Genomic DNA, 25,101 nt, shown 5'->3' with positions numbered 1-25,101 from the left:
CGGTCACTTCTCCTGGATACGCTGTTCAAGCCACGGACGCAGGTCGGTGGCGGTGTTGATGCTGTGAGTTGCCTCCCAGGTCGCCGGATCATCTCCAACGGGCAGATAACCGTAGAGAGCTGCGACGGTGGCCATTCCGGCGCTTCGTCCGGCCTGGATATCACGCAGGTGATCGCCGACGAATACGGAATGACGCGGCTCGACTCCCATGTCCGAACAGGCTTTCAACAGCGGCTCGGGATGAGGTTTGCTGTGCGTCACCTGGTCAGGGCAGACCAGGCTCCGGCAACGGCCGGCGAGTTCCATTGCTTCCATCAATGGAATGCTGAATCGGCTGAGCTTGTTGGTGACCACGCCCCAGGGCAGCTGTTGCTCGTCAAGCCAGTCGAGCAAGGGCGAGATGCCGGGAAAAGGCCGGGTGAACACTGCCAGGTGCTGATCATAACGAGCGAGAAAATCCTCGCGCAGTTCGTCGAAACCAGGCTGGTCCGGGCGCATATCGAATGCTGCGCAGATCATGCCGACCGAGCCGTTGGAGACGGTCGGCCTGACACGGTCAGGGTCGACTGCAGCGAGGCCGCGGTCGGCACGCATCGCCTGGATGATTTCCATGAAATCGCCAGCGGTGTCGAGCAGGGTGCCGTCCAGGTCAAACAGGACGCTTGTCAGCATGCTCAGGCTCCGCGCTGGCAGTGGATCATGTAGTTCACGTCCACGTCGGGGCCCAGCTTGTACTGACGGGTCAGCGGGTTGTACGTCAGTCCCGTGACGTCCTGCAGTGCCAGGCCTGCATCACGACTCCAGGCGCCGAGTTCGGCCGGGCGGATGAATTTGGCGAACTCGTGGGTGCCGCGCGGTAGCATGCGCAGGACATATTCGGCACCGACGATGGCGAAGAGAAACGCCTTGGGATTGCGGTTGATCGTGGAGAAGAAGACGTGTCCGCCCGGTTTGACCAGCTTGGCGCAGGCAGCGATGACCGATGAGGGATCGGGAACATGCTCGAGCATTTCCAGGCAGGTGACCACGTCATATCGCGCAGGATGCAGGGCGGCAAAGGCTTCGGCGGTAGTCTGTATGTATTCGACGTCAACTCCGGATTCCAGCTGATGCAGCCGGGCGACCGCAAGCGGCGCTTCGCCCATGTCTATCCCGGTAACCTTTGCGCCACGCAGTGCCATCGCTTCGGCCAGAATGCCGCCGCCACAGCCGATGTCCAGGACCTCCTTGCCGGCCAGAGGGGCACGCTGGTCGATCCAGTTCGTGCGTAGAGGGTTGATCTCGTGCAACGGTTTGAATTCGCTGTTGCGGTCCCACCAGCGGCTGGCCAATGCCTCGAACTTGGCTATCTCCGCCCGGTCGACGTTAATCGTCATGCTGATCCCCTTGCTTGATGTCTCGCGCCCATGCGCGGGCCTCGGCGAGAATGCCCGGCAAATCCATGCCGAGCAGTTGACTGTTCCTGACCCTGGCCTTGCCGGCCACCCATACATGTGACACCTGAGCTGCCGAGGTGCTGTAGAGAATCTGCGATAGCGGGTTGTACACCGGTTGTTGAGCGACGCCAGACAAGTCGACCGCCACTAGATCGGCCGACTTTCCCGGCTCCAGTGAACCGATTTCGTCGCCCAGACACAGAGCGCGAGCTCCGCCCAGCGTAGCCATGTGCAGCGCGGTGTGGGCATCCACCGCGGTAGGCTTGCCGGTGAGGCCTTTGGCGAGTAACGCCGCGGTACGCATTTCTCCAAACATGTCCAGATCATTGTTGCTGGCTGCGCCATCGGTGCCGAGGGCGACGTTCACGCCGGCGTCCAGCAAATCCTGCACGGGACAGAAGCCGCTGCCGAGTTTCAGGTTAGACTCCGGGCAATGAATCACGCTAACGCCCAATTCTCCCAGCATGGTCCGATCGAGATCGTTGACCTGGGTCATGTGGACCGCTTGCAGGCGCGGCGTAACCAGATTGAGCTGGTCTAGACGCTGCAACGGCCGCAGCCCAGTCTGGCGAACTGCTTCTTCGACCTCGAAGGCCGTCTCATGGATGTGCATCTGAATCGGCAGATCCAGCTCGTCGGCCAGAGTACGGATGCGGTTGAGAACCTCGTCGCCGACGGTATAAGGCGCATGCGGTCCGAAGGCCACCTGTACCAAGGGGTTGTGTTTTACCTCGTCGTGCAACCGCAGCCCTTTACTGATCGCTTCGGCGCTGTCCTTCGCTCCGGGAATGGGGTTGTCGATGATCGGGAAAGCCACCTGGGCGCGGATGCCGGATTCCATGGCCACGCGCGCGGTCACTTCCGGATAGAAGTACATATCCGCGAAGCAGGTCGTCCCGCCGCGCAGCATCTCGGCAATCGCCAGTGACGTGCCGCAGCGCACGAATGCTTCATTTACCCAACGCGCTTCGGCTGGCCAGATATGGTCGTTCAGCCAGCTCATCAGCGGCAGATCATCAGCCAGACCACGAAACAGCGACATGGCGGCATGGGTATGCGCGTTTACCAAACCGGGGATCAGTACCTGCTCGCCCAGCTGCACGCGTTCGCGCGCTTGGACGTCAGCGGCGTTGGCTTGGCTGAGCAGCGCTACGATGCGACCCTGATGGATCGCCAGGCAATGGTCTTCAAGGATGATTCCGGAAGGCACGACTGGCACGATCCAGCGTGCCTCGATCAGCAGATCGATCCGGTCGGGTAGCGGTGTCATCGGCAATTCGCTCTGTTTCATAGCCGGCCAGTATAACCCCGGCCCAGCTGGCATGCAGTGACATTTCATTACGGCGGCGGTCAGGATCGGTATACTGGCGGTTTGCTTTTGGAGTTCGGTATGCAGCCTCAACAACAGCCCGTCGCGGAACCTCAGGTACGGGCCATCGAATGGCGTGGCGACAGTCTGCGCCTGCTCGATCAACGTCTGCTCCCGGGTGAGGAAAGCTATATCGACTGCTCCGACGCTGGCGAGGTCGCCCAGGCGATCCGCAGCATGGCTGTGCACGGCGCGCCGGCGATTGGTATCTCGGCAGCCTACGGCATTGCGCTTTCGGCTCGGCGTCTGGGCCAGTCAGATGACTGGGTCAAGGCGCTCGAGGCGGATTTCGCCCTGCTCGAAGCGACCCGTCCGACGGCGATGAATCTTGCCTGGGCGCTGCGCATGATGCGTGAGCGCTTGCAGCGTCTGCAGGCTGGCGCGGATGTGGTCGAGGAACTGGCCCGGGCGGCGATATCCATCCACGAGAGTGACCTGGAAGCCAACCGCACCATGGGCAAGCTGGGCATGCAGCTGATCCGTCGACATCACAAGACGCGGCAACGCTTGCTGACCCACTGCAACGCTGGTGCCCTCGCTTCCAGCGGTTACGGCACGGCGCTCGGCGTCGTGCGGGCAGCCCATGACGCCGGACTGGTGGAGCGTGTCTATATCGACGAGACCCGCCCGGGGCTGCAGGGCGCGCGCCTGACTGCGTGGGAGCTCGCTCGGGAAGGTATCCCGGCGGTACTCAACGTCGATTCCGCCGCAGGGCATCTGATGAAGACCATGGACATCACCTGGGTCATCGTCGGAGCCGAGCGCATTGCCGCCAACGGCGACGTTATTTCGCGGATGGGTACCTACGCGCTCTCGATTCTCGCCATGCATCATGGATTGCGCTTCATGGTCGTGGCGCCGAGCTCCACCATCGACCTGGCCCTCGAGGTAGGTGACGATGCACCGCTCGAAGAGGGCGATCCAGACGAACTGCTGATCGTCGGTAATCGACGTCTGGATGCGGGCGTGCCGGCGTTCAATTGCGGCTTCGATGTCACGCCGGCTGACCTGGTGGACGCCATCGTCACCGAGAAGGGCGTCGTCGAGCGGCCCGACGCGGGCAAGATTGCCGATCTGATGAGTCATCGGCACCTCCACTGAGCGCATCCTGCGGGCGTTTCCGGTGCCGCGGGAGCTACGCTTCCACCTGTCATGCGGCTCCCTCCGCGGCACTCTGTGTGGTATCATTTCCCGCTTTGACCGGACCCCTCCCGAGGGGTCGCATGCGCCGCACAATCGCTATGGGCAGCGTCAGGTTGCCGACAATAAAAGGAATGCCGTTTCATGGGTGAACTGGCCAAAGAAATCCTTCCAGTCAATATCGAAGATGAACTGAAGCAGTCGTACCTCGACTACGCCATGAGCGTCATCGTCGGGCGCGCGCTGCCGGATGTGCGTGACGGCCTGAAGCCGGTTCACCGTCGCGTCCTGTTCGCCATGAGCGAGTTGAACAACGACTGGAACAAGCCGTACAAGAAGTCGGCCCGTGTCGTCGGCGACGTGATCGGTAAGTATCACCCCCACGGCGACTCGGCGGTGTATGACACCATCGTGCGCATGGCCCAGCCCTTCTCCCTGCGTTATCTGCTGGTAGATGGTCAGGGCAACTTCGGTTCGGTCGATGGTGATAACGCCGCAGCGATGCGTTACACCGAAATTCGCATGACCAAGCTCGCCCATGAGCTGCTTGCCGATCTGGACAAGGAAACGGTCGACTGGGTGCCCAACTACGACGGCACCGAGCAGATTCCTGCGGTACTGCCGACCAAGGTCCCGAACCTGCTGATCAACGGTTCCAGCGGTATCGCCGTGGGTATGGCGACGAACATTCCGCCGCACAATCTGACCGAGGTCATCAGTGGCTGTCTGGCGCTGATCAAGAATCCGGACATGACCATCGACGAACTGATGGAACATATCCCCGGCCCGGATTTCCCCACCGCGGGCATCATCAACGGCCGTGCAGGCATCGTCGAGGCGTACAAGACCGGTCGCGGCCGTATTTATGTCCGCGCCCGCTGTGCCATCGAAGACATCGACAAAGTCGGCGGCCGTCAGCAGATCATCATCAGCGAACTGCCTTACCAGCTGAACAAGGCGCGCCTGATCGAAAAGATCGCCGAGCTGGTCAAGGAGAAGAAGCTCGAAGGCATCAGCGAATTGCGTGACGAGTCCGACAAGGACGGCATGCGGGTCGTGATCGAGCTGCGCCGCGGCGAAGTGGCCGAGGTGGTGCTGAACAACCTGTACGCCCAGACGCAGATGCAGAACGTGTTCGGCATCAATATCGTCGGGCTGCTTGACGGTCAGCCGAAGATTCTCAATCTGAAAGAACTGCTCGACGCTTTCATCCGTCATCGTCGCGAAGTCGTCACGCGTCGTACCGTTTACGAGCTGCGCAAGGCGCGCGAACGTGGCCATATCCTGGAAGGTCAGGCGGTCGCGCTGTCGAATATTGATCCGGTGATCGAGCTGATCAAGCAGTCGCCCACTCCCGCCGAAGCCAAGGAACGGCTGATCGCCCACGCCTGGGAGCCGGGTGCGGTGGTCGAGATGGTCGAGCGCGCTGGTGCCGAATCCTGCCGTCCGGACGGGCTGGATGAGCAGTTCGGCCTGCGCGAAGGCAAGTATTACCTGTCTCCCGAGCAGGCCCAGGCCATCCTTGAGCTGCGTCTGCATCGCCTGACCGGTCTGGAGCACGAAAAGCTACTGACCGAATACCAAGAGATTCTGGTTCAGATCGGCGAGCTGCTGCGCATCCTCAACAGCCAGGAACGGCTGATGGAAGTGATCGTCGAAGAGCTCGAGTTGATCCGGAACAATTATGGCGATGCACGTCGTACCGAAATTGTCGCTTCACGCCTCGATCTGACTCTGGCTGACTTGATCACCGAAGAAGATCGCGTTGTCACTATTTCTCACGGCGGCTATGCCAAGAGCCAGCGCCTGGCCGACTATCAGGCCCAGCGCCGCGGCGGTCGAGGCAAGGCTGCAACCGGCGTCAAGGACGAGGATTACGTTTCGCACCTGCTGGTTGCCAACAGCCACACCACGCTGCTGCTGTTCTCCAGCAAGGGTAAGGTGTACTGGCTGAAGACGTACGAGATTCCGGAAGCCTCGCGCACCGCCCGCGGCCGACCGCTGGTCAACCTGTTGCCGCTTTCGGAAGGCGAGCGGATCACGACCATGCTGCCGGTCGATATTGACGCTCTGATCAAGCAGGCCGAAGAAGAAGGTACCGCCGGAGACGAAACCGACGCCGCATCCGTCGTGCTTGAAGTAGAAGGCGAAGAGGCTGATGACACCGTCGCGCCGATCGAGAAGACCCGAGGCCCGTTCGTGTTCATGGCGACTGCCTGCGGCACGGTGAAGAAGACCCCGCTCAAGGAATTCGCGTTCCAGCTGCAGAAGGGCAAGATCGCCATCCGCTTGAGCGATGGTGACGAGTTGGTCAAGGTCGCACTCACCGACGGTAACAGCGATGTACTGCTGTTCGCATCCAACGGCAAGGCGGCTCGCTTCGACGAGGCGAAGGTGCGTTCCATGGGTCGTACCGCCGCGGGCGTGCGCGGTATCCGCCTGGCTGAAGAGGCTCGGGTGGTGTCGCTGATCGTCGCCGACCAGGGCGAGATCCTGCTGGCTACCGAGCGTGGCTTCGGCAAGCGCACACCATTGGAAGAGTTCACCAAGAAAAACCGCGGTACCCAGGGCATCATCGCGGTCATGACCAACGAGCGTAACGGCAACCTGGTCGGCGCAGCGCAGGTCCTCGAGAACGAAGAGATCATGTTGATCTCCGATCAAGGGACCCTGGTCCGGACCCGGGTATCCGAGGTCCGCGTGATGGGTCGAAACACGCAGGGCGTCACGCTGATCAAGCTGGCTCCCAGCGAGAAGCTGGTTGGGCTTGAGCGTGTGCAGGAGCCGTCCGAGCTTGAAGAGGGCGATGTGATCGAAGTGGTTGGCGAGCTGGATGAAGGCGCGCCGGCACTTGACGATGAAGGCATGATCGACGCGGGCGACGATGCGCCTGCGGCCGATGATCAGGACCAGGAGCAACTCTGACGTGAGCAACCGACTGTACAACTTCTGCGCGGGTCCGGCGGCTTTGCCGGAGCCTGTTTTGCAACGTGCCCAGGCGGACCTGCTGGACTGGCAGGGCAAGGGCCTGTCGGTGATGGAAATGAGCCATCGCAGCGACGAATTCGTCAGCATAGCCGAGCGCGCCGAACAGGATCTGCGCGACCTGCTCACCATTCCCTCGGATTACAAGGTGCTGTTTCTGCAGGGTGGTGCCAGCCAGCAGTTCGCTCAGATTCCGCTGAACCTGTTGCCTGAAGATGGCAGCGCGGACTACATCGACACGGGTATCTGGTCGGCGAAAGCGATCGAGGAGGCCTCGCGGTATGGTCACGTCAACGTCGCCGCCTCGGCCAAGTCGATGGACTATTTCGCGATTCCCGGCCAGAACGACTGGCAGCTGTCCGAGAAGGCCACCTACGTTCATTACACACCCAATGAAACCATTGGCGGGCTGGAGTTCGGCTGGATTCCTGATGTCGAGAAGCCGCTGATCGCGGACATGTCCTCTACCATCCTTTCGCGTCCGCTGGACGTATCCAGGTTTGGTCTGATCTACGCCGGCGCACAGAAGAACATCGGCCCCAGCGGACTGGTGGTGGTCATCGTGCAGGAAGACTTGCTCGGCAACGCCCGCGCCAGTTGCCCGACCATGCTCGACTATAGCGTCGCGGCGAAAAATGGTTCGATGTACAACACCCCTCCGACCTTCGCCTGGTATCTCTCCGGCCTGATTTTCCAATGGTTGAAGGAGCAGGGTGGTCTGGAAGGGATGGAGCGGGTCAATCAGGCCAAGCAGCGCAAGCTGTACGCAGCCATCGATTCCAGCGAGCTGTACAGCAACCCGATCAACATAGCCGACCGCTCCTGGATGAACATCCCGTTCCGCCTGGCTGACGATCGTCTGGATAAGCCATTCCTCGCTGGTGCAGAGCAGCGCGGGCTGCTCAACCTCAAGGGCCATCGTTCGGTCGGCGGTATGCGTGCGTCAGTCTATAACGCCGTGCCGGAAAGCGCTGTCGATGCGCTGATTGAATACATGGCCGAATTCGAAAAGCAGCACGGTTGATCGCTATGTCAGACGAAGCTCAACTCAAGGCTCTGCGTAATCGCATCGACTCGATCGACGAGAAGATCATGGAGCTGATCAGCGAGCGTGCCGCCTGTGCTCAGACGGTCGCCCACGTCAAACAGAAATCCCTGCCCGAAGGCACCAAGCCGGTGTTCTACCGTCCCGAACGTGAAGCCTGGGTGCTCAAGCACATCATGGAGCTGAACAAGGGGCCGCTGGACAACGAGGAAATGGCGCGTCTGTTCCGCGAGATCATGTCGGCGTGCCTGGCTCTGGAGGAGCCGCTGCGCGTCGCCTATCTCGGCCCGGAAGGGACCTTTACCCAGGCGGCTGCCATCAAGCACTTCGGCCATTCGGTCATCAGCGTGCCGATGGCTGCGATCGATGAGATCTTCCGCGAGGTAGCGGCCGGTGCCGTGCAGTTTGGCGTGGTGCCTGTGGAGAACTCCACCGAAGGCGCGATAAACCATACGCTGGACAGTTTTCTCGAGCATGACATGGTGATCTGTGGCGAAGTCGAGCTACGTATTCACCATCACTTGCTCATCGGCGAGAACACCAAGACCGACAAGATTTCCCGCGTTTATTCCCACGCCCAGTCGCTGGCCCAGTGTCGCAAGTGGCTGGACGCGCATTACCCCAATGTCGAACGAGTCGCTGTCAGCAGCAACGCAGACGCTGCACGGCGGGTGAAGGGCGAATGGAACTCGGCGGCCATCGCAGGCGATATGGCGTGCGAACTCTACGGTCTGAGCAAGATTGCAGAAAAGATCGAGGACCGCCCCGACAATTCCACCCGCTTTCTCATCATCGGCAGCCAGTCGGTGCCGCCGACGGGGGATGACAAGACCTCGATCATCGTGTCGATGCGCAACAAGCCGGGCGCCTTGCACTCATTGTTGCAGCCATTTCATACCAATGGCATCGACCTGTCGCGAATCGAGACCCGTCCTTCACGCAGCGGCAAGTGGACGTATGTGTTCTTCATCGATTTCTTCGGCCATCACGCCGATCCGTTGATCAAGGATGTGCTGGAAAAGATCAACGACGAATCCGTAGCGCTGAAGGTTCTCGGTTCTTACCCGAAAGCAGTACTCTGAAACGCAGCTTCAGGCGAGAGGCGATTCGCTGCCATGCGCAGCCCGGGTCGCTTTGCGCTTGAAGCTTCAAGCTCGAGGCTCGTGTCATGAGTTGTGATTTCCTCGCCCTGGCCCAGCCGGGCGTGCAGAAGCTGTCACCCTATGTGCCTGGCAAGCCGGTTGAAGAACTGGCGCGCGAACTTGGCCTTGATCCGGCCGATATCGTCAAACTTGCCAGCAATGAGAATCCCCTGGGTCCGAGTCCTCTGGCCATCCAGGCTATTCAGTCTGCGTTGCCGGAGCTAACCCGCTATCCGGACGGCAACGGCTTCACGCTCAAACAGGCACTGGCTGAACGGTTCGACGTGTCGCCTGCGATGATTACCCTTGGCAACGGCTCCAATGACATCCTCGAGCTGATCACGCGTGCCTTCGTTGGGCCGCAGCACGAGGTGGTTTTCAGCGAGCATGCGTTTGCCGTTTATCCGATCGTCACCCAGGCTGTGGGCGCCAGGGCGGTGGTCGTGCCTGCCAGAAACTGGGGACATGATCTCGAAGCGATGGCCGAGGCGATTACCCCCGCGACGCGGCTGGTCTTCATTGCCAATCCGAATAACCCGACCGGCACATGGATCGGCCGCGGTGAACTGGAAGCCTTCCTCGAGCGCGTTCCGGAGGAGGTCATCGTCGTACTGGACGAGGCCTATACCGAGTATGTAGAAGACAGCGACATGCCCAATGGGCTGGACTATCTGTCCGGTCGGCCGAATCTGCTGGTCTCGCGCACATTCTCAAAGGCTTATGGGCTGGCTGCGCTGCGGGTCGGATATGCCATGTCCAATCCCGCTATCGCTGACGCCATGAACCGGGTCCGGCAGCCATTCAACGTCAACAGCCTGGCGCTTGCCGCTGCGGTCGCAACGCTCGGCGACGTGAACTATCTTGCCGAGAGTCGTCTGACCAATCGGCAGGGCATGTTGCAGCTCGAAGAAGGCCTCCAGCTCATGGGACTCAGCTGGATCCTGTCCCGCGGAAACTTCGTTGCGGTGGACCTGGGCCGGGAAGCTGCTCCGGTATTCCAGGCTCTGTTGCGTGAAGGCGTGATCGTGCGTCCCGTCGCCAACTACGGAATGCCCAACCACCTGCGCGTCACGATCGGTTTGAAGCGAGAGAATCAGCGCTTTCTCGAGGCACTGACCAAGGTCCTCGCCAGTGACTGACGTAAATAACCTGTCACCTCACCAGAGCATAATCGGTCGCCTTGCTGTCGTCGGACTTGGCCTGATCGGTGGCTCCTTCGCCAAGGGGCTGCGGGCGAGCGGGCTATGCGGTGAGGTAGTCGGTTGCGATCCTGATCCGCTGACGCGGCGACTGGCTGTGCCGTTGGGTGTGGTCGACCGTGTCACCGATAGCCTCGCTGAGGCGGTGCGCGACGCCGATGTGATCATGCTCGCCGTGCCGGTGCTGGCGATGGAGCCGGTGCTTGCGGAACTGGCGTCGCTCGACCTCGGTCAGGCCGTGGTATCGGATGTGGGCAGCACCAAGGGTGCCGTGGTCAGGGCAGTCGAGGAAGCGTTCGGCGACGTACCGGCCCTCTTCGTGCCCGGTCACCCGATCGCTGGCTCAGAGAAAAGTGGCGTCGAGGCCGCGCGGGGCGATCTGTTCGCCCGACACAAAGTGATTCTTACGCCGTTGGAACACACCAGCGAACAGGCTGTCGCACTCATCACTCGCTTGTGGCGGGCGCTCGACGCCGACGTCGAGGCGATGACCGTTGCGGACCATGACGAAGTCCTGGCAGCGACAAGTCATTTACCGCATCTGTTGGCGTTCTCGCTGGTCGACACCTTGGCGGCGCGCAGCGAAAACATGGAAATATTCCGCTACGCGGCAGGCGGATTTCGCGACTTCACACGTATTGCTGCCAGCGATCCGGTGATGTGGCGGGACGTGTTTCTCGCCAACCGCGACGCCGTATTGCGCAGCCTGGATGCGTTCACCCGCGATCTGGACAGGTTGCGTGAGGCAGTAGCCGAACGAGACGCCAATACCTTGCTCGGCGTGTTTACCCGAGCCAAGTCGGCGCGTGAACATTTCAGTACGATACTGGCCAGAAGGGCCTATATGGAACCTATGCAGACTCAATCGATCAGCTTCATCGCTAGTCCCGGTGGCCGAGTGCAGGGCACCGCCAGAGTACCCGGGGACAAATCCATCTCCCACCGATCGATCATGCTCGGCTCGCTGGCCGATGGCGTCACCGAGGTAGAGGGGTTCTTGGAGGGTGAAGACAGCCTGGCAACGCTGCAGGCATTCCGTGACATGGGCGTGGTAATCGAAGGGCCGCACCATGGCCGAGTGACCATCAGCGGTGTCGGTCTGCATGGTCTCCAGGCGCCGCCCGGCCCACTGTATGTAGGGAACTCGGGTACTTCCATGCGCCTGTTGTCGGGATTGCTGGCAGCGCAGTCGTTCGATACGACCCTGTCCGGCGATACGTCGCTCTCGAAGCGTCCGATGGCGCGCGTAGCAAAGCCGCTACGCGAGATGGGCGCGGAAATCGACACCGCGGCGGAGGGTCGTCCGCCCTTGCGTATAAAGGGCGGCCATAAATTGATGGGCATGGACTACGTCATGCCGATGGCCAGCGCGCAGGTCAAGTCATGCCTGCTGTTGGCCGGCCTGTATGCCGCCGGCAGCACGTCGGTTACCGAGCCTGCACCGACCCGCGACCATACCGAACGGATGCTTCGCGGTTTTGGTTACCCGGTTCGCGTTGATGGCTCGACGGTCACCATAGAGCCGGGACACAAGCTCACCGCGTGCAAGATCGACGTACCTGCCGATATTTCCTCTGCAGCGTTTTTCATGGTCGCGGCGAGCATCGCCGAAGGTTCGGACCTGGTCCTGGAACATGTGGGAATCAACCCCACACGGATCGGTGTGATCAATATTCTGCGCGCGATGGGCGCTGACCTTACCCTGCAGAACGAACGGGAAGTGGGTGGGGAGCCGGTAGCCGATGTGCGGATCCGGTACGCACCGCTCAAGGGCATCGACATCCCGGTAGATCAGGTTCCCCTGGCCATCGACGAATTCCCAGTGCTGTTCGTTGCCGCAGCCTGTGCCGAAGGGCGCACTGTATTGCGGGGCGCGGAAGAGCTGCGGGTCAAGGAATCGGACCGCATTCAGGTCATGGCTGACGGTTTGCAGGCGCTGGGCGTGCGCGCCGAGCCGACCGCCGACGGCATCGTCATCGACGGTGGGGCTATTCACGGCGGGAAAGTCGACAGCCATGGAGATCATCGTATCGCCATGTCATTCAGCGTGGCTTCGCTGCGCGCCAAGGGTGACATCATCATCACCGACTGTGCCAATGTCGCAACATCGTTCCCTGATTTCGTGGGGCTTGCCCAGTCGGTCGGCATCAAGGTGCGGATGGAGGAGGGCGCATGAACGATCAGCCAATACCAGTCATCACCATTGACGGACCTGGCGGCTCGGGGAAGGGCACCATTGCCGGCCTGCTGGCCAGGCGCCTGGGCTGGAATCTGCTCGACTCCGGTGCGCTGTATCGGCTGCTGGCCTTTGCTGCGCGCAATCATGGCGTCGACTACACCAACGAAGAAACTCTGAAGCGGCTGGCCGCTCATCTGGATGTCCAGTTCGTTGCTGGCGACGACAATGAGCAGCACATCGTGCTCGAGGGAGAAGATGTAACCCGGGCCATCCGCGGGGAAGAGATGGGTGCCGGCGCGTCGCAGGTTGCCGCTCTCCCGGCCGTACGTGACGCGCTGCTCGAACGGCAGCGTGCGTTTCGTGAAGCGCCGGGTCTGGTCGCCGACGGGCGCGACATGGGAACCGTGGTCTTTGCCGATGCTGGATTGAAGGTATTCCTGACCGCAAGCTCCCAGGAACGCGCCGAACGGCGCCACAAGCAGTTGCTGCAAAAAGGGCAACCTGCTAGTCTGGCGAGTCTTCTTGATGAGATTGTTGCTCGAGACGAGCGGGACATGAACCGCAGCGTGGCTCCATTGAAGCCTGCTGCCGATGCCATCCTGATCGATTCGACAAGCATGAGCATTGAAGAAGTCCTAGAACGTGTCCATGCAGAAGCGCTTAAGCGCGATCTGCTGGGCTAAGTAGTCCCCCACCGGGTAACCAGCGCACCGGCGGGGGTGTTTTGCATAATCAACCCACGCAAGCTGGTAGCGTGGCGGGCGAGTTGGCTGCAGGGCGCGCGATTTAGCGGCCAGGCGGTGGCTGCCTCTTTACTTTTTTACAGGAATCCAAATGAGCGAAAGCTTTGCCGAACTTTTTGAAGAAAGCCTGAAAACCCTTGATATGGAGCCGGGCTCCATCATCACCGGTATCGTTGTGGACATCGACTCTGACTGGGTCACTGTCCACGCCGGCCTGAAATCCGAGGGTGTCATTCCACGCGAGCAGTTCCTGAACGATCAGGGCGAACTGACCATCAACGTGGGTGATGAGGTACATGTTGCACTGGACGCCGTCGAAGACGGTTTTGGTGAAACCAAGCTCTCCCGTGAGAAGGCCAAGCGCGCCGAATCCTGGAAGGTCCTCGAAGCAGCTTTCGCCGCAGAAGAAATCGTCAAGGGTGTCATCAACGGGAAGGTCAAAGGTGGCTTTACCGTCGACGTCAACACCATTCGCGCGTTCCTGCCGGGTTCGCTGGTCGATGTCCGCCCTGTGCGCGACACCACCCACCTGGAAGGCAAGGAACTCGAATTCAAGGTCATCAAGCTCGACCAGAAGCGCAACAACGTTGTCGTTTCCCGTCGCGCCGTGCTCGAAGCCGAGAACAGCGCCGAGCGTGAAGCTCTGCTCGAAACTCTGCAGGAAGGTCAGGTCGTCAAAGGTATCGTCAAGAACCTCACCGATTACGGTGCGTTCGTCGACCTGGGCGGCGTAGACGGCCTGCTGCACATCACCGACATGGCCTGGAAGCGCATCAAGCATCCTTCCGAGATCGTCAACGTTGGTGACGAGATCGACGTCAAGGTCCTGAAGTTCGATCGCGAGCGTAACCGCGTATCGCTGGGTCTGAAGCAGCTGGGCGAAGATCCATGGGTCGCTATCACCGGTCGTTACCCGGAAGGCACCCGTGTCAATGCCAAGGTCACCAACCTCACCGACTACGGCTGCTTCGCCGAGCTGGAAGAGGGTGTCGAAGGCCTGGTACACGTGTCCGAAATGGATTGGACCAACAAGAACATCCACCCGTCCAAGGTCGTTCAGGTCGGCGACGAAGTGGAAGTCATGGTTCTGGACATCGACGAAGATCGTCGTCGTATCTCCCTGGGCATCAAGCAGTGCAAGATGAACCCGTGGGAAGAGTTCTCCAGCAAGTTCAACAAGGGCGACAAGATCTCCGGCTCGATCAAGTCGATCACCGACTTCGGTATCTTCATTGGCCTGGACGGCGGCATCGACGGTCTGGTTCACCTGTCCGATATCTCCTGGAACGAAACTGGCGAAGAAGCTGTACGTCGTTTCAAGAAGGGCGACGAGATCGAAACCGTCATCCTGTCTGTCGATCCGGAGCGTGAGCGCATCTCCCTGGGCGTCAAGCAGCTGGAAGACGATCCGTTCTCCAACTTCGTGTCGCTGAACGAGAAAGGCACCATCGTTACCGGTACCGTCAAAGAAGTCGATGCCAAGGGCGCTGTGATCACCCTGGGTGACGACATCGAAGGCACCCTGAAGGCCTCCGAAATCAGCCGTGACCGTGTCGAAGACGCGCGTAACGCTCTGAACGTCGGTGACGAAGTCGAAGCCAAGATCATCAGCGTTGACCGCAAGAGCCGTGTCATCAGCCTGTCGATCAAGGCCAAGGACGTCGAAGACGAGAAGGAAGCTATCCAGGGCCTGCGTCAGCAGGAAATGGCAGCCGCTGGTCCGACCACCATTGGTGATCTGATCAAGCAGCAGATGGAGAACAAGGGCAACTGATTCCTGCCTTTGTGAACCAGAAAAAAGGGCGACTTCGGTCGCCCTTTTTTGTGCCCGGCGAAAATGCACAAGCGCCTCTCTCAAGCGAACCCGCTGGTGCCGAGGCAGCGGTTGAGTGGATATCCTCCGGGTGTTCTCGGTTGAACCTGGTTGCTTGCGACTGTCAAGCATGGTAAAACCAAACAAAACGGATCTAGCCGCTTGAAAAAAAAGGAAAAACCATGACCAAGTCGGAATTGATCGAGCGCATTGTGGAACAACAGGGACAGTTGTCGGCCAAGGATGTCGAACTGGCCATCAAGACCATGCTCGAGCATATGTCGCAGGCGCTGGCGACCGGCGAACGGATCGAAATTCGCGGGTTCGGCAGCTTTTCGCTGCATTATCGCGCCCCGCGTGTCGGAAGGAATCCCAAGACCGGGGACGCTGTGGAACTCGAAGGCAAGTATGTCCCGCATTTCAAGCCGGGCAAGGAACTGCGCGATCGGGTCAACGAGTCGCTGGAAAACGCCTGACTCGGTAACACGCTGCGGTACGGCTGCGCTATACTCCAGATCAATTGACGGATTGGAGTGTGTGCATGCATTGGTTCAAGCGCGCTGCGCTGATCATCGTTCTTCTGATCGTGGCTTTGGCGACTCTGGATTTCATGCTTGAGAACCAGAACGACGTCACTCTGCAATTCCTCGAAGCCCAATCTCCGGCTCTCCCTCTTTCGCTGTTCATCATCGTTGCCTTCATCCTCGGTAGTTTGCTGGGTATTTTCGTCGGCTGGCTGGTCACTACGCGTTTGCGGCTTCGATTGATGGCGCAGAACAACGAGCTGAACCGCTACCGTAAAGAAATCGACAAGCTGCGGACTCAGGCAATACAAGGCTGATCCATGCAGGAACTGCTGTTCTTCGGCCTGTTCTTGGCTGCGCTGGCGATCGGCTGGTTCCTGGGGCGTCGTGAAGCGATCAAGGTTGGCTTTATGCTTCAACCTCACGGGAGCGCACTGGATCGTCAGTATTTTATCGGACTCAACCATCTGCTTAATGAGCAGCCGGACGAGGCGATCGAGACGTTCATCCGTGCGCTTGAAGTCAATCCCGAGACCGTGGAAACGCACATTGCGATCGGCAAGTTGTTTTGCCAGCGAGGCGATGTCGAGCGCGCTATCAAGGTCCATCAAAACCTTCTCGCAAGGCCCAATCTTACCCGGGAGCAAGGGGACCGGGTTCAGTTCGAGTTAGCGCGCGATTATCTTGCGGTGGGTTTGCACAACCGGGCGCAGCGCCTCTTGGAAGAATTGATTGATGCCAAGTCGCCTTTGCGCGCCGAAGCACTGGCTGATCTGGTGAGAATCTATGAGCGAGAGCGCGACTGGGCGAACGCGGTCGAGGTGGGACGTCGCCTGGTCAAAGAGCGACCGGGATTTTCGGTCACGCTGGCTCATTATCATTGCGAGTTGGCTGAGAGCGCGCTGCGGCGGGCCGAGACTCAGCAGGCTCGACGTCATCTCCAGGAAGCGCTGTCGGCGCACCGGTCGAGCCCCAGGGCCATGATCATGCTCGCTGAGTTGGAGCAAGGGCAGGGCAATGCTGCCGAAGTCGCTCGATGGCTGCGCCAGCTGGCGCAGCATGACGGTGATCTCGTTCCGCAGGTCTTGCCGCTTGCCAGACGCTGCGCTGATAATGGTGAGCTTGATCTGAATGCGTACCTGGATGACGTTATTCGTAACACTCAACCAGCTCAGGTAGAAACCGTCCTGGCACGAGCGGACCAGTACCAACGGGAGAATGGCGTCAGCGACGCGAGCCGCTACGTGGTAGCGAGTCTCCAGCAGCAGCCCTCCCTGCGCGGCCTGCTTTACCTGATCGATCTACACAGCGGGCTGGTTGGATCGCGAGGGAAAGACAATCTGCTTATCCTGCGTCAGGTTGTCGAAGGTTTATTGCAGGACAAGCATTACTTTCGTTGCCAGGCGTGCGGCTTTTCCGGCCGGCGTTTGCACTGGCAATGCCCGACCTGCCATGGGTGGTCCACGATCCGGCCGTTGAAGCCGGGCCCGGTTCCGGCAGGCAAGCCGGAGCACATTTAGACAGGAAAGAAGTATGCCGTTTGAAAGTCCCGTTATCGTCGCGCTGGATTACCCCGATGCCGAGTCGGCTCTCGCACTAGCTGACCGTTTGAATCCGCAACGCTGTCGGGTGAAGGTCGGCAAGGAACTGTTCACTGCCTGCGGCCCATCCGTGGTCGAGAGCCTGCAGTACAAGGGCTTCGAGGTCTTCCTGGATCTCAAGTTTCATGACATACCGAACACCACTGCCAATGCGGTGAAAGCCGCCGCTGAACTAGGGGTTTGGATGGTCAACGTGCATGCCAGTGGCGGTCGCAGCATGATGGGTGCCTGCCGGGAGATGCTCGAGCGTTATCCGGGCAATCGACCGCTGCTCACTGCTGTGACGATATTGACCAGCCTGGAGCAGAGCGACTTGCAGGAGATCGGATTGGATATCGAGCCGATGGTCCAGGTACAACGGCTGGCACGCCTCGCTCAGGAAAGTGGTCTGGACGGCGTGGTCTGCTCGGCACGCGAGGCGCGCGCGTTGCGTGGGGCGTTGGGGGATGATTTTTTGCTGGTGACCCCGGGCATCCGACCGGCGGAATCCAACACAGACGACCAGAAGCGCATCGTGACGCCCGCCCAGGCTATCGAGAACGGTAGCTCCTACCTCGTTATTGGTCGTCCGATTACCCGCTCCGACAATCCGGCCAACGCGCTCGAAGCTATCCTGGCAACGTGCTGAGGCGCGCAGTTCTGCAAGCGACACCGCTGACGCGAATCACGGGTTTCAATTGAGAGAGAAAAGCCTTCCCGCGCAAAGCGGGAAGGCGCGCTGGACGGATCAGCTCATCTGGGATTGCTGGTAGTTTTCCAGACCGATCTTGTCGATCAGGCTTAGCTGTGTTTCCAGCCAGTCGACGTGCTCTTCTTCGGACTCGAGGATCTTCTCCAGCAATTCGCGACTGCCATAGTCACCGACGCTTTCACAGTAAGCGATCGCCACCTTCAGGTCGGGAATACCCTTCATCTCGAGCTTAAGGTCACATTCGAGGATTTCTCGCGTGTTTTCACCAATGAGCAGCTTGCCCAGATCCTGAAGGTTGGGCAGACCTTCGAGAAAGAGGATGCGCTTGGTAAGCAGATCCGCATGCTTCATCTCGTCGATCGACTCGTGGTACTCGTGGTCGCCTAGCTTGTCGAGACCCCAGTCCTGCAGCATGCGTGCGTGGAGAAAGTATTGATTGATGGCAACCAGCTCATTGCCGAGGATGGTATTCAGGTGCTGGATGACCGTTCTGTCGCCTTTCATGACTGCAATCCTCAAGGTCCGCTTTTCAATCGGTCAGTTTGGTCCCGAGGTGGGCGACTGTCAAATACGGTCGGGCAGGTAAGTGTCTGATGAGAAAGGAGTAATAACGATTATCAGTAAGAAATGGGTGGCTTACGCAGCCACCCATTGCTGGGCCATGCCAGTTGCCTGATTATTCATCAGACCCTCGTTGAGTAGTGACTTGCACTCGCGCCCACATTTGCCGCACTGGTTGGCGACGTCGAGGGCAGCGCGGAGGTCGCGCATGCTGCAGGCGCCTTCGGCGATAGCTTCGCGAATCTGATGGTCGGTCACGCCTTTGCAAAGACAGATATACATGCAGCCTCCCGCAGGAAAACGTCGTTATGGCTGCATCGTAGTAGGAATGAGAATGGTTGTCAAAGCGTTTCAGCTTAAAAAACTTCGCCCAGAATCGCTTCGATGATACCGGTCGTGACCGCCACCAGGATCAGATCGCGGCCTGCCTGGCGCCATTCGTAGCCCGGATAGTCCGGCAATCTGTCGGCTAGCTGTGGGTCCAGCTTTTTAGCGATGCCCGGAGGCAATGGCTTGCCCCGCTGGAGCTTTTTCTGGATGCCAGGGGGCAACTTGTCAGTCGAAGCATCGTGCACGCCGTAATCGCGGAGCACATCGCGGATAACAGCCTCGCTGATTGATGGCGATCGGTCGTGATCCGCATCACGATGCTCTGCGGCGCCGTGCCCGTGTTCTTTGCCCGGCTTGTCACGGGGAGGTTGAGCATGGACGGTGGCCCCTGCAAACGCGGTGAGCAGGATCAGGGACAAGGTTGCATAGCGATGCCGGTTCATGGTCGTTCTCCTTCGGGCGGCCGCAGCGCGACAGGCGCGGTTGGCGCGATGATAACCGAAGCTCAGCGAACCCACATCCAGGCTGAAGGTTTTGATTGTGATCGGCTGCACAGAAGCCACCAGCATGAATCATGGTCCTGAATGGTGTACATGCGTTGCTTTGATAATTGCTGGAGGCCGCGTGGCTTCTGGCTTACGCATTCGTCGTCGAGGAGATGCGACGCACGTCTGTAACACGGTGTGTGAATGGCTCGATACGGCGCTTGTAAAGCCTTGCCCCTGGAATAGAATCGACTGGCACCTCGCCGACATCAGTGCGGTGCCAGCTTGAAAAGAGACGTGATAAATACAACAAGGCAGGCCCTACGGGAGCTTGCACGGTTCTCAGCGGGAGAGAAGCATGAGTCAGTCCGGCGTTCTTAAGCGCTCCACCATTCTTGTTCACGGTTCAGTGGGCATGCCTCTGGCTATCATCGGTTACCCGCTGGTCGTCTATCTGCCGCCGTTCTACGCCCAGGAAGTCGGCTTGAATATGGCGTTGATGGCGATGGTGCTGGTCATCGCCCGGTTCTCGGATGTCATTACCGATCCGCTGATCGGTACGCTCAGTGATCGCTGGCAGACTCGAATCGGCCGCCGCAAGCCCTGGTTGTTGATGGGCGTGCCTTTGATGCTGGCGGGCACGGTGATGATTTTCATGCCGCCGGCCGGGGTAGGCGTCGGGCACTTGTTGCTGTGGACCATGATCATGTATCTGGGCTGGACGATGGTGACGTTGCCCTATGGAGCCTGGGGCGCCGAGTTGTCACCGGAGTACCACCAACGTAGCCGTGTTACCGCATCGCGTGAGGGTTTCGTGTTGGTCGGGCTGTTTCTGGCCGCGCTGGCTCCCGCTCTGGTGCAGGCGCTTGGCAAGCGTTATCAGGCCGGCGATACCGACGGCGCAGTCATGAATTTCGCTGTCTGGCTACTTGGACGTGACGGTGAACTGGGGATCGGCTACGGTCCGATTCTCGCCGCCATGGCCTGGCTGCTGTTGATTCTGCTGCCCTTGACCGTGTTCATGGTCGTAACCATGGTCAAGGAAGCGCCGCCGAAGTCGGTTCAGCGCACCGAGTGGAAGAAGGGCCTGCGCGTGCTGAAGAACAACGGTCCGTTCAAGCGCATGATGCTCATGCTGCTGATCATCGTCACCGGGGAATCCTTCCGCAATGCGCTGTCGGTCTTCTTCATGCAACACGTTCTGCAGATCCAGGCGCATATCGGCATGATGTATTTGGTGTATTTCGGCGTGGGCATTCTCGGCATACCGTTCTGGCTGATCCTCGGGCGCAAGATCGGCAAGCATAAGGCTTTCTGCGTGGCGGTCGGCGTGTCCAGCGCGAGCATTCTTGGCATGTTCTTCCTGCAGGCCGGCCAGCTCGTGCCCTTTGCGATCATGTTCGCGATCAAGGGCTTCTGCTTCGCCGCATTCCAGTTCCTGCCGCTGTCCATGCTCGCCGACATCGTCGATCTCGATACGGCTCGCAGCAAGGAACACAGGACAGGCCTGTTCTTCGCCATGTCAGGTATGGCCCAGAAGCTCGCAATGGCGATTGGACTCGGGCTCTCGCTGGGCTTGCTTTCCATGGTGGGCTTCGATGCGAAGGCAGCAGTACACACGGATCAGCAACTCCTGGCGTTGCGCGTGCTGTACATTCTGGGACCTGTTGCGTTGTACATGACCGCCTTTGCCATCGCCTGGAAGTATCCACTCACCTCGGAGCGCCAGGAACGAATCCATCAATGGGTCTTGCGACGCAACGCTCGTCTGGAATTAGCTGGCGAGCACGCTTGACCCCCTCGGGGCTGGTAACTACCAGTCCCGCTCGTGGTCGTAGCCGCATCGAGGCAGCTTTCTGGCGCGGATGACAAGGGGAAAGGCGTATGGGCGATAACATTGCAGGCAAGGTAGTGGTAATCACCGGAGCCAGTAGCGGCATTGGCGAAGCGACTGCGCGTCATCTGGCGGCTCTGGGTGCGAAGGTGGTGCTCGGTGCGCGGCGGGTAGAGCGGCTCGAGGCAATCGTCGCCGAGCTGACCGCAGCAGGAAGCGAGGCAAATGGCGGGGCGGCGAGCATGCTCGCCACCGACGTGACGCGGCTGAGCGATGTCGAAGCGCTGGTGGCTCATGCAGTCGAGCGTTATGGACGGGTGGACGTGATTATCAACAATGCCGGCCTGATGGCCGTCGGTTCGATATTGAAAGGGCGCACCGATGAGTGGGAGCGCATGATCGATATCAACATCAAGGGCGTTCTTAACGGCATCGCCGCGGTTCTGCCTGTTTTCCAGAAACAGCAGAGCGGCCATGTAATAAACGTCGGCTCGGTTGCTTCGCATAAAGTGGCTCCCGGCGGAGCGGTGTACAGCGGCACCAAGTTCGCGGTGAAGGCGATTACCGAAGGACTGCGCCAGGAATCCGGAGCGATCCGCTGTACGCTGATATCTCCCGGCGCTATCGATACCGAACTGCCCGCCGGAACATCCGACGAGGCAACGCTCAAGCGGCTGGAAGAGGCGTACAAGACGGCACTGCCCGCCGAAACCATCGCTCGTGCCATGGCCTACGTCATTGCCCAGCCTGCGGAAGTGGATGTAAACGAAATCGTGGTGCGACCAACCGTACAGCCGTTCTGACCCGCTACGCCGGCCCCATTCCTCGCGGTGGGTTCGGCGGCTCGGGAGCTTGACCGTTAGTGGTGGTGGCCACCGGCGCCGTGGGCGTGACCATGGGCGAGTTCTTCTTCGGTGGCTTCGCGTACGTCGAGAATCTCGACGTCGAAGGTCAGGTCGCGGCCAGCCAGAGGATGGTTGGCGTCCACTTCTGCCTGTGACAGACCGACCTTGATCACGGTCACCTGGCGTGGGCCTTCCTCGGTCTGGATCACGGCGATCATTCCCGGCTTCCATTTCTTCGCACCTTGCAGATGCTTGACCTGGACTTTCTGAATGGCATTTTCCTGCTTCGGGCCGTACGCCTCATCGGCGCTGAGGCTGACGCTGAATACATCGCCGGCTTCGTGACCTTCCATGGCGGAGACCAGGCCGTCGAGTAATCCCGGTTGGCCGTGAAGATACAGAACGGGCTCGTACTGGCGGGAATTTTCGATCTCGCCGTTGGCGTCTGAAACGGCATAGTGAAACTGAACGACGGTATTGCTGGCAATCTTCATTGTGATGGTCCGCTGAGGCAACAAATCGAGGCGGGCATTATCCAGCCTTGCTGCGCAGATTTCCATGGCTCGCTAGCGGTCTTCGCCCCACAGCTCAGCCAGACGCGCGTCCCTGCCGCAACGGCTTCGATAGAAGTTGTAGCGTATCGGATTCTTTTGGTAGTAGTCCTGATGGTAGTCCTCGGCAGGAAAGAACGCTGTCCGCGGCAACAATTCGGTCACGATCGGCTGATCGAATTGCCCAGAGGATCCGAGTGCGCTCACGGAAGCCTGAAGCGTTCGCTGCTGCGCCTCGTTCGCGTAGAACAATGCACTTCGATATTGACGACCGCGATCACAGAACTGTGCGTTAGGCGTCAGTGGGTCGATGGTCGGCCAGAAGGCTTCTACCAGTGTGTCGTAACTGGTCTCATCCGGGTCATAGAAGACGGCCACCGCTTCGATGTGTTCGGTACCGCCCGCTGAAACCTGCTCATAGGTAGCCGTCGTGGCTTCGCCACCGATGTAGCCGGATACGGTATCGACCACGCCGGGTACCTTGTCAAAGTCTGCCTCGGTACACCAGAAGCAACCGCCAGCGAACACCGCCATTTCGGTTCCTTCCGGTCCTTTGCCCAGGGGATCATTGGCGGAGGCGAACGTAGCGATGGCGGCGAGTGCTGCGCTGGCCGTCCAGCGAAACAGAGTCATCCGCGTAGCTCCGGCAGGGCGTCAGTTGTGGGGACGAAGCGCAGGGCTACCCCGTTGTTGCACCAGCGCTCGCCGCGCGGTGGCGGTCCGTCGTTGAATACGTGTCCCTGGTGTCCGCCGCAACGCGCGCAGTGGTATTCGGTGCGCGGCCAGATCATCCGGTAGTCCTGTTTCTGTTCCATGGCACCTTCGATGGGCTGGGTAAAGCTGGGCCAGCCGGTGCCGCTATCGAACTTCGCCTCGCTGGTGAACAGCGGCAGGTGACAGGCGGCGCAGACGTAGGTGCCGTCCTGGTAGATTTTATCCAGGGGGCTGCTGCCGGCGCGCTCGGTGCCTTCTTCGAAGAGCACTTCGTAAGCCTCGCTACTGACTTTGTCGCGCCAATAGCTATGCGGGACATCCAGCGGTCGCACGTTCACTGACGTCTCCTCGGGCTGATGCTGAGCCAGGCTGATGCGGCTGATCATGGGCGCTGCAGGTATTGCCAGTAGCCCAGTGAGAAATATTCGACGATTCATCCGGGGGGTCCCCAAAGCGTGAGATGTCCAGAATAGGCTTGTGGTGTGGAATTACTACAAGCGGATCATTTCAAGCCTTTTCTGCCAGGCCTCCCGTTGACTGGCGCGAAGGCGTATCAGCCAGTATCGTAGCGACTCCCAACAATAACAGAGAACAAACATGCTCCGTTCACGATTCCCGGCCGTTCACCGGCTGCATCTGGGCTGCCTGCTGATCGCCGGTGCGCTCGTCAGTCATATTGCCATGGCGGAGACCGCCACCCACATCGACGCGAAGCGCTTCGCGCAACTGGACCAGGCCATGCAGAAACAGGTTGCCGATGGCAAGCTGGCCGGCGTCGACACACTGATCTTCCATGACGACGAAGTGGTACACCGCCAGCTTACCGGTTACAAAAACCTGGCTGACGAGGCATCACTGACCGAAGACACGCTGTACAAGATCTTCTCGCTGACCAAGCCGATTACCGGTACCGCTTTGCTCATGTTGTACGAGGAGGGCAAGTTCCAGCTGGACGATCCGGTCGAACAATACATTCCCGAATTCAAGGGCATGCAGGTAGCCAAGGACGACGGTCCTGACGGGCGGCCCGTGACCGAAGCCGCCGACCACCCGGTAACCATCCGCGAGTTGATGACCCATACCGGTGGCTTCACCTACGGTCGGTTTTCCCAGTCCCAGGTTGACAGTCTTTACGTTGAAGCCGAGGTGCTCGATCCGAACTCGACATTGGCGGACATGATTCAGAAACTCAAAGATATCCCGCTGCGTCAGCAACCCGGTACGCAATGGCACTACAGCGTATCGGTGGATATCCAGGCTCGCCTGGTCGAGATTCTGTCCGGCAAGCCATTCGATGTGTTCCTCAAGGAACGCATTTTTCAGCCCCTGGCCATGAACGACACTGACTTCTACGTCCCAGAAGACAAGGTCGATCGTCTCGCAACGAGCTATCGGCCCAGCGAGAACGGGTTGCAGCCGATGCCGAACGAGCCTTTCCTGACCAAGCCGCAATTTCTCAACGGTGGCGGCGGACTGGTTTCGAGCATGACCGACTATCTGCGTTTCGCGCGGATGCTGCTAGGTGAAGGCGAAGTCGATGGCGTTCGTCTGCTGAAACCTGAAACGGTGCGGATGATGCGAAGCGATCAACTCCCAGAGGGCGTCGACGGCCCGAACTGGGCGCCGGGCAACCGCTTCGGTCTGAACGTCGCGGTTGTTACCGACAGCGAGAAGGCCGGTTACCTGCCGGAGGGCACGTACTGGTGGTGGGGTATTCAGGGAACCTGGATGTGGATCGACCCGGAGAATCGGATCATCACCCTGGGCATGATGCAGAACACCGATTATCAGCACTCAAGGGTGGTGCATAACACGGTAAGCCGGATTCTTTTCGCGCCTGCCGAATAAGACCGCCAGCCCCGAGCCGTGCGGCCCGGCCTGTGCGAGCCGACCTGGGCGGCCCGACCTACGCGG

Annotated in this window: 24 protein-coding genes; 15 read left to right on the top strand and 9 right to left on the bottom strand. The window is 59.8% G+C overall.

Annotation, left to right across the window (positions count from 1 at the left end):
• Positions 1 to 3: 3 nt before the first annotated feature.
• The 3 genes from BLT85_RS09180 to BLT85_RS09170 are packed head-to-tail and all read right to left on the bottom strand — an operon-like array spanning position 4 to position 2,706.
• Entirely contained in the window at positions 4 to 672 is a 669-nt protein-coding gene (locus tag BLT85_RS09180; RefSeq protein ID WP_093393590.1) for an HAD-IA family hydrolase, read from the bottom strand.
• A 2-nt stretch (positions 673 to 674) separates the two neighbouring features.
• Positions 675 to 1,376 (bottom strand): bifunctional 2-polyprenyl-6-hydroxyphenol methylase/3-demethylubiquinol 3-O-methyltransferase UbiG, encoded by a 702-nt coding sequence (gene ubiG, locus BLT85_RS09175; RefSeq protein WP_093393588.1) that lies wholly within the window; start codon positions 1,374 to 1,376, stop codon positions 675 to 677.
• The gene (locus tag BLT85_RS09170) at positions 1,366 to 2,706 is read right to left on the bottom strand and encodes a TRZ/ATZ family hydrolase (protein WP_093393586.1); all 1,341 of its coding nucleotides are present in this window, start codon (positions 2,704 to 2,706) and stop codon (positions 1,366 to 1,368) included. Before BLT85_RS09170 ends, ubiG begins: the two co-directional genes overlap by 11 nt.
• A gap of 120 nt (positions 2,707 to 2,826) precedes the next feature.
• Here BLT85_RS09170 and mtnA point away from each other — a divergent pair, with 120 nt between their 5' ends.
• The 12 genes from mtnA to pyrF all read left to right on the top strand — a co-directional run bounded on the left by mtnA (position 2,827) and on the right by pyrF (position 17,804).
• Positions 2,827 to 3,906, top strand: coding sequence for an S-methyl-5-thioribose-1-phosphate isomerase (gene mtnA / locus BLT85_RS09165; RefSeq protein WP_093393584.1), 1,080 nt, complete (start codon positions 2,827 to 2,829; stop codon positions 3,904 to 3,906).
• Between the two features lie 183 nt (positions 3,907 to 4,089).
• Positions 4,090 to 6,870 carry a DNA gyrase subunit A gene (gyrA, locus tag BLT85_RS09160; RefSeq protein ID WP_093393582.1) on the top strand — a complete coding sequence of 927 codons (2,781 nt, stop codon included), beginning with the start codon at positions 4,090 to 4,092 and terminating at the stop codon, positions 6,868 to 6,870.
• Between the two features lies 1 nt (position 6,871).
• The gene (gene serC / locus BLT85_RS09155) at positions 6,872 to 7,954 is read left to right on the top strand and encodes a 3-phosphoserine/phosphohydroxythreonine transaminase (RefSeq protein WP_093393580.1); all 1,083 of its coding nucleotides are present in this window, start codon (positions 6,872 to 6,874) and stop codon (positions 7,952 to 7,954) included.
• 5 nt (positions 7,955 to 7,959) lie between these two features.
• A complete protein-coding gene (pheA, locus tag BLT85_RS09150) occupies positions 7,960 to 9,057 on the top strand; it encodes a prephenate dehydratase (RefSeq protein WP_093393578.1) in 1,098 nt (365 codons plus the stop codon).
• Positions 9,058 to 9,143: 86 nt separating this feature from the next.
• Positions 9,144 to 10,256: a histidinol-phosphate transaminase gene (gene hisC / locus BLT85_RS09145; protein ID WP_093393576.1), complete on the top strand. Its 1,113-nt coding sequence runs from the start codon at positions 9,144 to 9,146 to the stop codon at positions 10,254 to 10,256.
• Positions 10,249 to 12,492, top strand: a complete 2,244-nt coding sequence (locus BLT85_RS09140) for a bifunctional prephenate dehydrogenase/3-phosphoshikimate 1-carboxyvinyltransferase (RefSeq protein ID WP_093393574.1) — start codon at positions 10,249 to 10,251, stop codon at positions 12,490 to 12,492. The genes hisC and BLT85_RS09140 overlap by 8 nt, the downstream gene beginning before the upstream one ends.
• Positions 12,489 to 13,178 (top strand): (d)CMP kinase, encoded by a 690-nt coding sequence (gene cmk, locus BLT85_RS09135; protein WP_093393571.1) that lies wholly within the window; start codon positions 12,489 to 12,491, stop codon positions 13,176 to 13,178. The genes BLT85_RS09140 and cmk overlap by 4 nt, the downstream gene beginning before the upstream one ends.
• A gap of 151 nt (positions 13,179 to 13,329) precedes the next feature.
• Positions 13,330 to 15,012 (top strand): 30S ribosomal protein S1, encoded by a 1,683-nt coding sequence (gene rpsA, locus BLT85_RS09130; protein ID WP_093393568.1) that lies wholly within the window; start codon positions 13,330 to 13,332, stop codon positions 15,010 to 15,012.
• Positions 15,013 to 15,233: 221 nt separating this feature from the next.
• A complete protein-coding gene (ihfB, locus tag BLT85_RS09125) occupies positions 15,234 to 15,527 on the top strand; it encodes an integration host factor subunit beta (protein WP_083726708.1) in 294 nt (97 codons plus the stop codon).
• A 65-nt stretch (positions 15,528 to 15,592) separates the two neighbouring features.
• On the top strand, positions 15,593 to 15,892 hold the full coding sequence (locus tag BLT85_RS09120; RefSeq protein WP_093393565.1) for a lipopolysaccharide assembly protein LapA domain-containing protein: 300 nt from the start codon (positions 15,593 to 15,595) through the stop codon (positions 15,890 to 15,892).
• Between the two features lie 3 nt (positions 15,893 to 15,895).
• Positions 15,896 to 17,095 carry a lipopolysaccharide assembly protein LapB gene (gene lapB / locus BLT85_RS09115; protein ID WP_093393561.1) on the top strand — a complete coding sequence of 400 codons (1,200 nt, stop codon included), beginning with the start codon at positions 15,896 to 15,898 and terminating at the stop codon, positions 17,093 to 17,095.
• Positions 17,096 to 17,108: 13 nt separating this feature from the next.
• On the top strand, positions 17,109 to 17,804 hold the full coding sequence (gene pyrF / locus BLT85_RS09110) for an orotidine-5'-phosphate decarboxylase (RefSeq protein WP_093393558.1): 696 nt from the start codon (positions 17,109 to 17,111) through the stop codon (positions 17,802 to 17,804).
• Positions 17,805 to 17,903: 99 nt separating this feature from the next.
• Here the strand turns inward: pyrF and bfr are convergent, their stop codons facing one another.
• From bfr to BLT85_RS09095, 3 genes are all read right to left on the bottom strand, one after another.
• Complete coding sequence (gene bfr, locus BLT85_RS09105; RefSeq protein WP_093393555.1) at positions 17,904 to 18,371, bottom strand: bacterioferritin; 468 nt, start codon at positions 18,369 to 18,371, stop codon at positions 17,904 to 17,906.
• Between the two features lie 132 nt (positions 18,372 to 18,503).
• Complete coding sequence (locus BLT85_RS09100; protein WP_093393551.1) at positions 18,504 to 18,710, bottom strand: bacterioferritin-associated ferredoxin; 207 nt, start codon at positions 18,708 to 18,710, stop codon at positions 18,504 to 18,506.
• A 74-nt stretch (positions 18,711 to 18,784) separates the two neighbouring features.
• Positions 18,785 to 19,327, bottom strand: coding sequence for an anti-virulence regulator CigR family protein (locus tag BLT85_RS09095; RefSeq protein ID WP_231701455.1), 543 nt, complete (start codon positions 19,325 to 19,327; stop codon positions 18,785 to 18,787).
• A gap of 274 nt (positions 19,328 to 19,601) precedes the next feature.
• On the opposite strand from BLT85_RS09095, the gene BLT85_RS09090 reads away from it, so the two are divergent.
• Together BLT85_RS09090 and BLT85_RS09085 are read left to right on the top strand one after the other, a co-directional pair.
• The gene (locus tag BLT85_RS09090) at positions 19,602 to 21,038 is read left to right on the top strand and encodes an MFS transporter (RefSeq protein WP_093393549.1); all 1,437 of its coding nucleotides are present in this window, start codon (positions 19,602 to 19,604) and stop codon (positions 21,036 to 21,038) included.
• Positions 21,039 to 21,127: 89 nt separating this feature from the next.
• Positions 21,128 to 21,880: an SDR family oxidoreductase gene (locus BLT85_RS09085; protein ID WP_093393548.1), complete on the top strand. Its 753-nt coding sequence runs from the start codon at positions 21,128 to 21,130 to the stop codon at positions 21,878 to 21,880.
• 56 nt (positions 21,881 to 21,936) lie between these two features.
• Here the strand turns inward: BLT85_RS09085 and BLT85_RS09080 are convergent, their stop codons facing one another.
• From BLT85_RS09080 to msrB, 3 genes are all read right to left on the bottom strand, one after another.
• Positions 21,937 to 22,416: an FKBP-type peptidyl-prolyl cis-trans isomerase gene (locus tag BLT85_RS09080; protein ID WP_093393546.1), complete on the bottom strand. Its 480-nt coding sequence runs from the start codon at positions 22,414 to 22,416 to the stop codon at positions 21,937 to 21,939.
• A gap of 72 nt (positions 22,417 to 22,488) precedes the next feature.
• Positions 22,489 to 23,106 (bottom strand): peptide-methionine (S)-S-oxide reductase MsrA, encoded by a 618-nt coding sequence (gene msrA, locus BLT85_RS09075; RefSeq protein WP_093393544.1) that lies wholly within the window; start codon positions 23,104 to 23,106, stop codon positions 22,489 to 22,491.
• Positions 23,103 to 23,624 carry a peptide-methionine (R)-S-oxide reductase MsrB gene (gene msrB, locus BLT85_RS09070; RefSeq protein ID WP_093393540.1) on the bottom strand — a complete coding sequence of 174 codons (522 nt, stop codon included), beginning with the start codon at positions 23,622 to 23,624 and terminating at the stop codon, positions 23,103 to 23,105. The genes msrA and msrB overlap by 4 nt, the downstream gene beginning before the upstream one ends.
• 160 nt (positions 23,625 to 23,784) lie before the next feature.
• On the opposite strand from msrB, the gene BLT85_RS09065 reads away from it, so the two are divergent.
• Positions 23,785 to 25,035 (top strand): serine hydrolase domain-containing protein, encoded by a 1,251-nt coding sequence (locus BLT85_RS09065; RefSeq protein WP_093393534.1) that lies wholly within the window; start codon positions 23,785 to 23,787, stop codon positions 25,033 to 25,035.
• Positions 25,036 to 25,101 lie beyond the last annotated feature (66 nt).

The sequence above is a fragment of the Halopseudomonas xinjiangensis genome, from assembly GCF_900104945.1.
Taxonomy (GTDB): Bacteria; Pseudomonadota; Gammaproteobacteria; order Pseudomonadales; family Pseudomonadaceae; genus Halopseudomonas; species Halopseudomonas xinjiangensis.
This window is presented reverse-complemented; position numbering and strand designations above follow the sequence as displayed.

Coding starts and splice junctions, on each gene's coding strand:
- BLT85_RS09180 (WP_093393590.1), bottom strand. CDS start 672: ATGCTGACAAGCGTCCTGTTTGACCTGGACGGCACCCTGCTCGACACC.
- ubiG (WP_093393588.1), bottom strand. CDS start 1,376: ATGACGATTAACGTCGACCGGGCGGAGATAGCCAAGTTCGAGGCATTG.
- BLT85_RS09170 (WP_093393586.1), bottom strand. CDS start 2,706: ATGACACCGCTACCCGACCGGATCGATCTGCTGATCGAGGCACGCTGG.
- mtnA (WP_093393584.1), top strand. CDS start 2,827: ATGCAGCCTCAACAACAGCCCGTCGCGGAACCTCAGGTACGGGCCATC.
- gyrA (WP_093393582.1), top strand. CDS start 4,090: ATGGGTGAACTGGCCAAAGAAATCCTTCCAGTCAATATCGAAGATGAA.
- pheA (WP_093393578.1), top strand. CDS start 7,960: ATGTCAGACGAAGCTCAACTCAAGGCTCTGCGTAATCGCATCGACTCG.
- hisC (WP_093393576.1), top strand. CDS start 9,144: ATGAGTTGTGATTTCCTCGCCCTGGCCCAGCCGGGCGTGCAGAAGCTG.
- cmk (WP_093393571.1), top strand. CDS start 12,489: ATGAACGATCAGCCAATACCAGTCATCACCATTGACGGACCTGGCGGC.
- rpsA (WP_093393568.1), top strand. CDS start 13,330: ATGAGCGAAAGCTTTGCCGAACTTTTTGAAGAAAGCCTGAAAACCCTT.
- ihfB (WP_083726708.1), top strand. CDS start 15,234: ATGACCAAGTCGGAATTGATCGAGCGCATTGTGGAACAACAGGGACAG.
- BLT85_RS09120 (WP_093393565.1), top strand. CDS start 15,593: ATGCATTGGTTCAAGCGCGCTGCGCTGATCATCGTTCTTCTGATCGTG.
- lapB (WP_093393561.1), top strand. CDS start 15,896: ATGCAGGAACTGCTGTTCTTCGGCCTGTTCTTGGCTGCGCTGGCGATC.
- pyrF (WP_093393558.1), top strand. CDS start 17,109: ATGCCGTTTGAAAGTCCCGTTATCGTCGCGCTGGATTACCCCGATGCC.
- bfr (WP_093393555.1), bottom strand. CDS start 18,371: ATGAAAGGCGACAGAACGGTCATCCAGCACCTGAATACCATCCTCGGC.
- BLT85_RS09100 (WP_093393551.1), bottom strand. CDS start 18,710: ATGTATATCTGTCTTTGCAAAGGCGTGACCGACCATCAGATTCGCGAA.
- BLT85_RS09095 (WP_231701455.1), bottom strand. CDS start 19,327: ATGCTGGTGGCTTCTGTGCAGCCGATCACAATCAAAACCTTCAGCCTG.
- BLT85_RS09090 (WP_093393549.1), top strand. CDS start 19,602: ATGAGTCAGTCCGGCGTTCTTAAGCGCTCCACCATTCTTGTTCACGGT.
- BLT85_RS09085 (WP_093393548.1), top strand. CDS start 21,128: ATGGGCGATAACATTGCAGGCAAGGTAGTGGTAATCACCGGAGCCAGT.
- BLT85_RS09080 (WP_093393546.1), bottom strand. CDS start 22,416: ATGAAGATTGCCAGCAATACCGTCGTTCAGTTTCACTATGCCGTTTCA.
- msrA (WP_093393544.1), bottom strand. CDS start 23,106: ATGACTCTGTTTCGCTGGACGGCCAGCGCAGCACTCGCCGCCATCGCT.
- msrB (WP_093393540.1), bottom strand. CDS start 23,624: ATGAATCGTCGAATATTTCTCACTGGGCTACTGGCAATACCTGCAGCG.
- BLT85_RS09065 (WP_093393534.1), top strand. CDS start 23,785: ATGCTCCGTTCACGATTCCCGGCCGTTCACCGGCTGCATCTGGGCTGC.